The 12153-nt window shown below is 50.5% G+C and carries 9 protein-coding genes; 2 read left to right on the forward strand and 7 right to left on the reverse strand.

Features of this window, described 5'->3' with window-relative positions; translation table 11 throughout:
- Positions 1–22 precede the first annotated feature (22 nt).
- Both AC3RV5_RS12405 and AC3RV5_RS12410 read left to right on the forward strand, forming a co-directional pair.
- Complete coding sequence (locus AC3RV5_RS12405) at positions 23–3394, forward strand: PAS domain-containing hybrid sensor histidine kinase/response regulator (protein ID WP_489727964.1); 3372 nt, start codon at positions 23–25, stop codon at positions 3392–3394.
- Between the two features lie 158 nt (positions 3395–3552).
- Positions 3553–5391, forward strand: a complete 1839-nt coding sequence (locus tag AC3RV5_RS12410; RefSeq protein ID WP_489727965.1) for a cation:proton antiporter — start codon at positions 3553–3555, stop codon at positions 5389–5391.
- A gap of 366 nt (positions 5392–5757) precedes the next feature.
- On the opposite strand, the gene AC3RV5_RS12415 is transcribed toward AC3RV5_RS12410, so the two are convergent.
- The 7 genes from AC3RV5_RS12415 to AC3RV5_RS12445 form a co-directional block, all read right to left on the reverse strand.
- The gene (locus tag AC3RV5_RS12415) at positions 5758–6222 is read right to left on the reverse strand and encodes a cytochrome c (RefSeq protein WP_489727966.1); all 465 of its coding nucleotides are present in this window, start codon (positions 6220–6222) and stop codon (positions 5758–5760) included.
- 73 nt (positions 6223–6295) lie between these two features.
- Positions 6296–7429: a lipid A deacylase LpxR family protein gene (locus AC3RV5_RS12420; protein ID WP_489727967.1), complete on the reverse strand. Its 1134-nt coding sequence runs from the start codon at positions 7427–7429 to the stop codon at positions 6296–6298.
- Positions 7430–7490: 61 nt separating this feature from the next.
- On the reverse strand, positions 7491–7922 hold the full coding sequence (locus AC3RV5_RS12425; protein WP_489727968.1) for a hypothetical protein: 432 nt from the start codon (positions 7920–7922) through the stop codon (positions 7491–7493).
- 58 nt (positions 7923–7980) lie between these two features.
- A complete protein-coding gene (locus AC3RV5_RS12430) occupies positions 7981–8691 on the reverse strand; it encodes an ABC transporter ATP-binding protein (RefSeq protein WP_489727969.1) in 711 nt (236 codons plus the stop codon).
- 4 nt (positions 8692–8695) lie between these two features.
- Positions 8696–9898 (reverse strand): ABC transporter permease, encoded by a 1203-nt coding sequence (locus AC3RV5_RS12435; RefSeq protein ID WP_489727970.1) that lies wholly within the window; start codon positions 9896–9898, stop codon positions 8696–8698.
- Complete coding sequence (locus tag AC3RV5_RS12440; protein ID WP_489727971.1) at positions 9895–11046, reverse strand: efflux RND transporter periplasmic adaptor subunit; 1152 nt, start codon at positions 11044–11046, stop codon at positions 9895–9897. Before AC3RV5_RS12440 ends, AC3RV5_RS12435 begins: the two co-directional genes overlap by 4 nt.
- Complete coding sequence (locus AC3RV5_RS12445; protein ID WP_489727972.1) at positions 11043–11651, reverse strand: TetR/AcrR family transcriptional regulator; 609 nt, start codon at positions 11649–11651, stop codon at positions 11043–11045. The genes AC3RV5_RS12440 and AC3RV5_RS12445 overlap by 4 nt, the downstream gene beginning before the upstream one ends.
- Between the last annotated feature and the right edge of the window lie 502 nt (positions 11652–12153).

A 12153-nucleotide genomic window follows, 5' to 3' on the forward strand; every position in this document is an offset into this window, starting at 1 on the left:
TATAGCCTTATTTTGGTAAGATATGTTTAGTGTTTGGAGTTTGATAGCGATAATTCTCGGCTATCTATTGATCTTGTTTGGTTTGGCATTTTGGGGAGATAAACGCTTTAGTGGCGGGCAACAGCATCCGTATATTTACAGTTTGGCCCTGGGTGTGCATTGTACATCATGGGCATTTTTTGGCACCACTACCCAAGCTGCGCAGTACGGCTGGGCATTTATTCCCACTTACTTGGGCATAATAGCGGTCTTTCTGTTTGCCCATCCCGTGCTCAAGCGCATTGCCAATCTGTGTCATCAATATAATGTCAGTTCCCTAGCAGACTTTATCAGCCTGCGTTATGACAAGTCACATTTATTGGCGGCCCTCGTTACCTTGTTATGTCTTATTGGTGTGGTCCCCTACATCGCCTTGCAACTTGATGCTGTCACGCGGGGGATCAGTGTGGTAACCGGCCTGGATAATTTATGGCCCGACAGCGTGGGCTTTTATGTGGCGGTATTGATGGCCCTGTTCGCTATTTTGTTCGGCACCCGCTCCTTGAGTCTTACGGACAAACATCCCGGCTTAATGTTAACCGTCGCTTTTGAGTCAATAGTAAAATTGGCGGCACTGGTGATTGTTGGTTTATTTGTGTGTTACGGCCTGTTCGACGGCGTATTTGACTTATTGGGTAAAGCGCAACTCAATCCCCGCAGTAAAGCCATAGTAGATGCCGATTCGGCCATTTGGGTGTATGCCAGCCAGATGTTACTCGGGGTATGTTCGATGTTCTGCCTACCCAGGCAGTTTCACATCAATTTTATCGAGAATAATGGCGATCAGGAACTTAACACTGCCCGTTGGCTCTTTCCCATGTATCTGATGGGCATGACCTTGTTTGTATTACCCATAGCCTTGGCCGGACACATGATCTTTGACCCAGGCACAGTGAGCACAGACAGCTATGCCTTGGCGCTGCCGGTGTTTGCCGGTAACCCCTGGATCACCCTTATCTCCTTTATTGGCGGGCTGGCGGCGGCCACCAGCATGATCATTGTTGCCACCCTTGCTATGGGGATAATGATATCCAACAACCTGGTGACCCCCCTGTGGTTCACGTTTCAGTTAAGAACCAATCAACGGCATAATTTAAAACCCAATATTATCCTGTTGATCCGCCGCTTGACGGTGCTAGTGGTCCTGGGAGTGGCTTACCTTTATCACTTGGATATCAGCAAATCCACGTCTTTGGTAAAAAGTGGCATCATTGCCATCGCGTTATTATCCCAGACCATGCCTATTCTAATACTCGGCTTGTATTGGAAACGTGGCAACAAACTGGCGGCGCATATAGCCTTGATTTGTGGTGCATTTTGTTGGGGCTACTGGCTGTTATGGCCCAGTATTACGGCCAGTTACTATTTCAATCCCCCTCCTAGCGATTTGGCCTTGGCCCAGGGTTTTTTGTACAGTTTATTGGTCAACATAGGGGCGTTTGTACTGGTGTCCTGGCTAACTTCCTCAACTATGCAAAGGAATGGTTTTAGTCCACTGGATCACAGTTTACCTGTGCTCAATCATGCGGTGAAAATTTCTAACCTGCTGGCAGTCACCGAAAAGGTCTGGGGGGCGGAGCGTCATCAACGTTTATTGAAAAATTTATCCGCCGCCCAGCTTTCCGGTTATGCCAGCCCCAAGTTGCTCAATAGTGTCGAGGGTGAGCTTGCCAGTCAGGTTGGCAGTGCCAGCGCCCGTATTTTACTCTCTGCCATAAGTGAGAAAAAAAATGTGGCCTTGGCGGATTTGGTGGAGCTGGTTGAGGAAGCCAGCCAAACATTCCAATTTAATCACGAAGTGTTGCAATCCTCGGTTGAGCACATTCAACAAGGTATCAGCGTACTTGACCGGGATCTTAGATTACTTGCCTGGAATCAACGTTATGTAGAATTATTTAAATACCCTAACAATTTTATCAAAGTCGGTTTATCCATACAGGAATTACTCAGGTTTAATGCCCAGCGCGGCTTGTTTGGGGACAGTAAAGATATCGAGACGGAAATTGAAAAACGGGTGGAATACATGCAAACCGGTAGCCGTTATAAATATGTTCGCCATCAGGAAAATGGCCAAGTCATTGAGTTAAATGGCAGTGCGTTACCCGGCGGCGGGTTTGTCACAACCTACAGTGACATCACTGAATACATAGCTATTCAACAACAGTTGCGCCAGGCGAAAACCCATCTGGAATCCCGAGTTGCAGAGCGCACCTTACAGTTACAAAACGCTAATAAAGCGCTGGATGCGGCCAGACGCGACGCTGAAAATGCCAATGACAGCAAAACCAAGTTTTTAGCCGCCGCTGGACATGATTTGATGCAACCCTTTAACGCCGCCTCTTTATTTGCTTCCATGTTAAAACAAAAAGCTCCTAATCAGGAAATGGCCGACATGAGCCATAAACTCGTGCAATCTTTAGGTAACGCTGAAGAATTACTTAGCATGTTGTTGGATATGACCAGACTGGAATCGGGCATACTGCAGACCCATATTCAAACTTTCTCCTTGCACGGATTGCTGTTGCCTATGATCGATGAATTTAGCGCCTTGGCACAACAAAAAGGGTTACGCCTAACCTACGTAACTACCGACTTAGTTGTGGTGTCTGACCCTAAGCTATTGAGACGTATTATTCAGAATCTGATATCTAATGCCGTGCGCTACACCCAAAATGGGCGCATTCTGATTGGTGTTAAACGCTCATCTGGCCAGGCTCGTATCTGCGTAATTGATACCGGCTGTGGCATAGCCAAGGACAAGCAGCAAGAAATATTCCTGGAGTTTCATCAACTCGAAAGCAATAACAGTTCACAGGGCTTGGGTTTGGGTTTAACCATAGTGGAACGGATCAGTACCCTACTTGCTCACCCGGTGACACTGCTGTCAACGCCTGGCAAGGGCACCTGTTTTGACGTGACTGTGCCTGTGGGTAAATCGCAAAACATAAACATAAAATCTCAAACCGCGGTACAAAGTGACAGCAGTTCATTATTGCGCGAAAAATGGGTTTTGATTGTGGATAATGATGCACAAATTTTATCCGCCATGCATACTCTTCTCACGAGTTGGGGTGCCATTGTGCTGGTAGCTAAGGATCTGCAAAGTGCTATGGCACAATGTACCCAGCCCCCGGATTTGATGGTACTGGATTATCAACTCGATCATGGTTTAACAGGGCTGGAAGTGTCTCGGGCTATTCGAGGTAAATTCTGTGAGCCGATTGTCGGTGTTTTAAATTCGGCTAATCAAAGTGATGAGGTGCGGGCCCTGGCAATCGCCGGCCAACTGCATTATTTACCTAAGCCACTAAAACCTGCAGCCCTGAAACGTTTGCTCAAACAACTAAAGCTTTGAATCACGCCCTGACCCGGTGAAAAACCGTTAACATAGAGTCAATACAAAGCGTATTGGGGGATTATTAGACTAATGAATGTCTAGTTGGCATTGCTTTTGAGGCGTGTATTGTGCTCAGATCCCACTTATAAAACACCTGTAATTTGAAAGGACTCCCTTTGAGCGATCCCGTTATCTCTTTAGTCGCCGTTGGCTTAATATCCATTGCCTGCCAATATCTGGCCTATAAAATAAAAATACCGGCAATTTTGCCCCTGCTGGTAGTAGGGATCCTGGTTGGGCCCGTTACTGGTATCATCGATGCTGACGCGCTATTTGGTGACCTTTTATTTCCCATAGTGTCATTGTCAGTGGCCATTATTCTATTTGAAGGGGCCCTGACTTTACGTTTCGAGGATTTGGGTGGCCATGGCTCTATGGTGCGCAACCTGTGCACGCTTGGTACGTTGATCACCTGGATGGTTGCGGCTCCCATCGCCCATTTTGCCCTGGACATGTCTTGGCAAATGGCCTTTTTATTTGGTGCGATAATCACGGTTACCGGCCCGACAGTGATTGTGCCTATGTTACGCACTGTGCGTCCCAGCTCAAAGATATCCAACATATTACGTTGGGAGGGGATCATCATCGATCCCATAGGGGCACTAATGGCGGTGTTGGTATTTGAATATATTATTTCTACCCAAGATGCCCTTAGCCATACACTCTATGCTTTTGGTTTGACTCTGGGCGTTGGCCTGGGTATAGGTGCGGCGGTTGGCTATTTACTGGGCCTGATATTGCGCAATAGCTGGGTGCCCCATTATCTTGAAAACACTGCAGTACTGACCTTGATGTTAGGGGCTTTTGCCGGTTCAAACCTCATCGCCCATGAGTCAGGTTTGTTAACAGTGACGGTCATTGGCATGTTTCTGGCCAACATGAAAAACGTCGATGTCGACGACATATTAGAATTTAAAGAAACCCTGAGCGTACTGCTGATATCAGGTCTGTTTATACTGTTAGCGTCGCGTATTCAGTTGGAGTCCATTGTCAGTATTGGTTGGGGGGCAGCAGTTGTTTTACTGGTTATCATGTTTATTGCCAGGCCCTTGGCGGTGTTTGCCTCATCCTGGAAAACCGAACTTAACTGGCGAGAATTGGCCCTGCTGAGTTGGATAGCCCCCAGAGGCATAGTGGCGGCCGCCGTATCGGCGCTATTTTCTCTCAAATTAGAAGCCCTAGGTTATGCCCAGGCAGAACTGCTGGTCCCCATGGTCTTTTTGGTGATCATTACGACCGTAGTGGTGCAAAGCCTGACGTCGATAAGGGTTGCTGAATATTTAAAGGTTCGCGCCCCGGAGCCCAATGGCTTTTTGATTTTCGGTGGTGGATTGTTTTGTCGCATGTTTGCCAAAGAATTACTTGCCCAGGATATTCCTGTGAGACTAGCCGATACCAACTGGGATGCTATACGCTCAGCACGTATGGACAATATTCCCACTTATTTTGGCAACCCTATGTCCGAGCATGCAGCTCGTACCCTGGATTTATCGGTATTTGGCAAGGTATTAGTGATGTCACCCTATCGCCAGTTAAATCCTATGGTGACCTACCATTTCGAGCACGAAATGGGCAAAGGCACGGTGTTGGGCTTGAGTAACAACGAACAACAACAACGACCCAGCCATCAAGTGTCCGAGTCTTACGCCAAGAAGTTGGGATTATTTGCCGAGGATGTCAACTATGGGAAATTGGCAGGTCTGGCATCAAAAGGTGCCTCCATCAAAACCACACGCCTTTCTGACACGTTCAGTTATGAGGATTATAAGAACCAATACGCCGACCGCTTATTACGTTTGTGTGCTATCGACCCCCAAGGCCAGGTGTTAATGTTTACCACTTCAAACAACATCAAACCTAAAGCAGATTGGCGAATAATCAGCTTAATTTCACCTGAAGTAGCCACACCCAAACCTGATGAGATTGTAAAAGTGGAATCTAAATTACCCACCTAACGTTGGGTGTATAGAGGGTGATATTGTTTTGTTTAAGCAGTCCAATGGCACTTACTTCAGGGTAAGATTATTATAAATAGAACTGAAGCAGCATTGTTTTGTCAGATCGAGAAACACTATCTAGAATTTCTCCTATGGAAATAATTAAATAACACACTTTTAGAGTTAGAAGCCCTGCATCGAGCGATACAAAAGGCATCAACTGAATAGTGTGCAATTATTGCACGGTAATCCCCTCAATTTAGGAACCGAAATTACGAGTATAGGCGGTATGCTCCAAATCACTCCGCCCCCTATTTACCTGACCGTGCGGCATGAAGTGCCAGTCCCAAGCCCACTTGTTAGGCTGATAGGACTCTTGTATGTTTAGCGCGCATCGTAGAAATGCTCCACAAACGGTTTACGAAAACTCTGATGGCATGCCAGACAACTGTTTTGTAGTTTCGCAAAAGACGAGATCACAGATTGTCCTTCGTTACGCACGCCCGCCTGCTCCAATGCTCGCGCCGCCTGGTGCGTTTTTTCGTCATAGCTCTTAAATTTGCCCACATCTGAACCGATAAAACTCAATATGCGCATTTTCTCAGCCAGTGGTGCCTGAGGGTGATCGGCAATCAAGGGGGCCGTTCTTGCCACCATTTCCCAGTCTTCGCGGGAAATTCCATCGGTAATAACCTGCATGTTCTTACCCATGTCTTGCATGATCTTTCGTAACGCTAGCGGCTTGGTCTTATCGCTGTCATCGGCCCAGGCCTGAGAGCTGACGCACGCCAGGATCGTGCTAATGACTGTGGCTGTAAAGTAAGCTTTGAACTGATGTCGGTGTTGCATGGATAATCTCCAAGAAATAGTTGGTTAATATTTTGAGGGTGCATTCAACGCGTGTAGCGCTCCCTGCGCCTCACTAGAACTCAATACTCAGGGCGATGGACCCGTAAGCTTGATTCGTGCTCTGTTGCTCGAATTCGCGCGTGCGGTAAACACGCATCAAGGCTAATCTGATGCCATTCCCCGCCAAGGTACCTTGCGTACTGACACCCACCGCAGCTTGGGCAAGCCAAGGCCGACGCGAAACACTGTGGCTGGAGCGAAAGAGGTTTCCGTCAAGGGAAAAGTCGTAGGCGACCGCCTTCGCTTCCAATATTCCGAAGAAGTGCACGCCGGGGCGTGGCCGACTGATGGCCGGGACGGAATCTCTGAATTTTCCATGAACGGAAACGGCTGATGGCGGACGGTTCTCGGCACCCGGCCTGAGGGGATAGCTCCCAAAATCATTCGGCAGATTCCATCCGACGCGACCCTCGATGCCTAACGTGGCTGATGTCTCGATGTTGCCAAGCCGGAGCCCCAGAGAAGGTATCGCGTCGGCGGAAAAACCTGGGATGACTGCCCCGGGTCCACGGAACGCCCTGAACTTGCGATCCAGAGCCAGTTGAAAGCCTAGCTCATTCTTCAATTGGTTCGGCCAGCCCTGAAACCTGTCAAAACCTCGCGCTTTGTGCACCAGGTTCTGGGTTTGTTCCGCCAGTGACCAGGAACCGATCACCCCGAGCGTGATCTCACGCGTATCGAGCATTTCACGATTCGAACCGAGTTCGTGTTTCCTTCGGTTCCATGCCAACCCCATGTAAAGCAATCCTGCATATGGCCGGTCGTCGGGGATCAGATCCGTCCGGGCGTAGTCCTCGGGCGTATACATAGACTGCCCGAATCTGACTACCACGTTTTGCGTATCTGTGGAATTAGCTGCACCGGCCCAGAATCCGGGATTCATGAATTGAATGAGTTCCGCATGCAGCCGAATCGGCACCGGCAAGCATTCGGGTCGCAGCCTACCGGGGATGTCGTGCGAAACCAGCGTGAAGGCCACGCCATTCGTATAGTTTTGGTCAGTGCCGGTAAACAGATCGTTTTCCAGTCTTAGCGTGCCACCACGGAATCGGAGTGCTTCTTGCGTTGCGCAACCACCGACGCCGTCAGCGCCCCCATTGGCGGCTAGCACCAGAGTCGGTAAGAGCATGATGACACTCAACGCCATGGCAATGTGACCCACACCGTACTTAACAAGCATGTATACGAAGACCGGACAGAGGGTGTATCTACTCACTTTTGCTAGCCCCAAAAACAGGCGATTTCATACGCGGCATTAGGTTCAAGGCCATAACTGCGATTGTCACCCCTACCAATGTTCGCAAGCTCATGGCGATCACCGACCGCATTTCATAAATACCACCGTCATACACATGTGCACCAAAAGCGGCAAACGCGAGTGCTGTCGCTACTGCAATAGCGACTGCCAGCCACGCAGCCCAACTCTGTTGTATCCATAGCCCGACACCAGAGATGGTATAAGCAAAACCCGCTAAAAAGTTAAACCAGAGCACGAATGGCACATAGTTCCCGACAGCAACACGTGCAGACTCGTTGCCGAACAGGCTTGTTCCGCCTTCCTTGACGGTCAGTAGACCGAAACCAACGGCGACCAGAGAAATACCCCTTATCCAGATGCCGCGCTGCTTGAATGTTGTCATAGCTATTGCTCTGTACTCAATTCAAAAATTTTCAGATACTCTGGTAGCAGCAAAGCACTCATTCGAACCCCCGCCCTTCACCCGCTTCCTCGTAGGTTACACCGTCGCGGATGTGGTAGATGCGTTTGAAAGTGGGGATGATTTTTTCGTCGTGCGTGACGACGATGATGGCAGTCTCGAACTTGTGCGCCATGTGATTGAGGATGCGGATGACGGCCATGGCACGTTCGCTGTCGAGCGGTGCTGTCGGTTCGTCGGCCAAGATAACAGGTGGCCGATTGACTAGCCCGCGCGCGATCGCTACCCGCTGTTGTTCGCCACCGGAAAGCTGTGATGGCATGGCGCTAGCGCGGTGCTGCACGTCCAACGCTGTGAGTAGTTCCAGCGCCTTTAACCGCGCTTCACCATTGGGTATACCGGCCAGCATCGGCAACAGCGCTACATTGTCAGTGACATCGAGGAACGGGATCAGATACGGCGCCTGGAACACGAAGCCAATCTTATCCCGGCGCAAGGCACGCAGGTCGCGCACTTTCCAGCCATCATCATAAATCACCTCATCGCCCAGGATCATACGCCCGGCGGTGGGTTCGATCACCGCGCCAAGGCATTTGAGCAAAGTGCTCTTGCCGGAACCGGAAGGCCCTATAAGCCCCACCACCTCTCCCGGTGCTACCTCCATGTTGACATCTTTTAGCGCATAGACGGTAGTATCACCCTTCCCATAACGCTTGCTCAAGCCCTCGATACGGATGCCTTTTTCGCTCATCTTGTCACCCAATCGCTTCGGCCGGATCGACCTTGAGTGCAGCACGAATAGCAATGATGCTTGATAATATGCAGATCAAAACTACCACCATGAATCCGATCACCGAATCGAGCGGCTCAAGCAACACATATTTGGGAAAAATCGGCGCCATAAATAAAGTAGCGGATATTTTTCCAACCACAAAGCCGATGACTCCGAGCGCAAGCGCCTGTTGCAGGATCATTGCGGCAATAGTTCGGTTTCGGGTTCCTATTAACTTGAGCACCGCGATCTCACGGATTTTACCGAGCGTCAGGGTGTAAATAATGAAGGCTACGATGGCCGCGCTGACAATCGAGAGGATCACCAGAAACATACCGATCTGTTTTGCGGAGGTGGCGATCAGCTTACCCACGAGGATTTCCTCCATCTCGCTTCGGGTGTAAACCGTCAGACGCTTCCAGCGGCGAATTGATTCAGCCACATCATTAACGCTGTAACCCGCTTTAATCTGCACAAGAACTGCGTTGACGAACGCGTTGGTGCTTTGTGAAGCGATGACTGCATCAAGCAAGCCCGGATTACCTGGGCTGTTGAACGCCGGGTTTGCCGCGCTGCGCCTTCGCTGCTGCAAAATAGCGTCATTGTCCTTCAGAAACTGCGCTTCCTGCGCATCCTTAAGCGGGATGAACACCATCGGATCGCCGCCGGAAGAAACCATACGTCGGGTCAGACCCACCACCGTGTAGTGGTTTCGACGGATCTGTAGAAGATCGCCAAGCCTGAAGCCGCTTGCGATGTCGGCTACCGCCTCGTAATGGCCACGGGTGATCTGACGCCCGGCAACCAGATGCGGCGGCCAGCCAGGTGCGCCGTGTTCGCTAGCCATTATACCGGTGATCATCGCCCGCACGTCGCGCTGACCTTTGCGCACCTGCATGGTGAGGTAGGTAACATTAGCTGCTCGCGCCACACCCGGCATGCCGCGGATGCCGCGCCACGTATCTTCGTAGATACTGGATGATTCTGCATACGGGCCCAAGGTGTCCTTTTGCACCACCCAGAGATCCGCACTGCTATTATCCAGCAGTACTTTGGCGTCATCAATCATGCCACGGTAGATGCCTGCCATCGACAGGGTCACACCGATCAGCAGCCCGAGGCCCACACCGGTAAAAACGAATTTCCCCCAGGCGTGCATGATGTCACGTCCAGCTAGACTGATCACTGTGGCGCTCCTGGAATATTTTCAACCACATGAATACGGCTGCGCGAGGTCAGCGCCTTTTCGCTGTAGATCACGACTTCGTCACCGGCATTGAGCCCTTCATGCACCTGCACGAAACCATTCAGATCGTAAGCACCGAGTTTGACCGAAGTGAATCGCAGATCTCCATCGACGATTTGCCAGACCCCGACCTTGTCGCCATCGCGCCGAATGGCAGCATTAGAAATGGCAGGTGCAGCTGGAAGTGCCGGGAGATCAACCGTGACCTCGGCCAGCTCGCCCACCGGCGGCAGAGGCTGAGGTATGCCATCGAAGACCACCTTGGCCAACATTTCTTCGGTCACCGCATCAGCCTTGGGTTCAACACGCAGTACTCGGCCTTTCGAGGTTTGGCCGCTACGCGAACGCAAAACGATGCGCGCCGGCAATCCTCCAGCCAGGCCCGATGCGCTGACTTGGTCAAAGCGCACGTTGATCCACAGACTCTTAGGATCGATAATTTCAACCACAGACTGGCCGGCCACGATGGTCGTGCCAGGATCTGCATAGCGCACCGCAACCACGCCATCCGCCGGTGCAATCAGGCGCAAGCTGCTGCGCTGTGCCACCACTCCTTCACGGTCGGCATGGGTGCGGGCGAGCTCCTCCTGGGCGGCCGAAAACGCAGCTTCAGCAATGTGTAATTCCTGGCGCTTAGTGGTGGTAATTTCCTCGCTGGTCAAACGTGCAGCAAACAATTGCTCATAGCGCCGTGCTTGGGTCTTTGCATAGGTTTGCCGAGCCCCGGCCTCGCGCAGTGTCGCTTCTGCACGTTTGAATGCAGCTTCCTGTGAGCGCACCCGATCATCGAGATCGACCGGATCCATCTCACCGAGTACCTGTCCGACTTTAACCTGGTCGCCCACTTGCACATCCAGACGTTTGACGCGCCCGGCAAACGTCGGCCCGATATTATAGGTGTAACGCGCCTCCACTGTGCCGATGCCGAATAACGCCGGCGTGACAGCGCGAGATTCCAAGGTCGCGACCTTTACCTCAACCGGTGCAAGTGGCCCGGAACGCAGACCAACATAGATGAAAAGTACTAGCAATGGGATGATAACGCCCAGCAGCGCTAGAGTACGACCTTGCACGGGTAATTTTTTCATTGAACTCTCCCGATACCGCGTTTATAAATGGCGAACACCTTGGGTGCATCGTGGCGTATACGTTCCACATCTCCAAGCAATAGCGACTGCATCACTAATCCCTGGATCGTGCCAATGAACAGCGTGGCCGCTGCCTCATTGTCCAGAGAGGGAGACAGCTCACCCCTCGCCTTGCCCTGTTCGATGAGGCTATGCAGCCGCTCCCCGTAACGCTGGATCAAAGTTTGCACCATGCGCTTGGCTGGTGTTAGTTCCGAACGTTGAAGCTCGCCAAACATAATCCTCGGCACGCCAGGATGTTCGGCCACGAATTCGATATGACTCATGAACATCGCCTCCATGGCTTCCAAGGGCGACTCAATCCCTTGCGCAGAACGATCGATTCGAGCCAGGAGACGTTCCGCAACCCACTGTACGACAGCCCTCCAAATATCGTCTTTGTTAGGAAAGTGCCGAAACAATGAGCCTTGGGTGACGTGCATGTGTTTGGCAATAGCAGCAGTAGTGATCTTGCTTGGGTTTTGCGTACCGGCAAGCGTCACTACGGATTCGACAGTTACGGCACGACGTTCATCAGCCGGAAGATGCTTTGGATGAGTATGCATGTTCGCCCCCTCAGATAAGATAGTAACTAATTACTATCTTATCATTAAGAAAGATGAATATTCAACTCAACACTACAAATAGAGATCATCTACTGATCATTATTGTCTCAGCCGGTCGTAACATCTTTGATCTGACTCAATATATGGAGCGCTATTTGCCGCACAGATTTGCTGGTTTATTATTGATTGTCCTGAGCAAACACCAGAAAAAGAACCGGTTGACGCTAGCGAGTACGCCAGACCCTAATAGATATAAGGAGATGAATGTGAGGTCGTATTTTTTGACAGCAAAAGTGGTGAACGCTCTATGTAAGGTTGCACTGAACACTGTCAGAAACAATACAACCCGAAAAGCGAGAATGAAGTAGAAACTAAAACAGGCCGTAGTCGCCGATGATTTCAGAGCTGTACTATGATTGGGGAAAATTCAAATGCCCTTACCCTGGCACTTAATTTGGCCTCTATATTCATTCGAGTAGCAGTGTGCCCTCAGTCCATGGGG

The sequence above is a fragment of the Paraglaciecola sp. IT1134 genome (genome assembly GCF_058068185.1).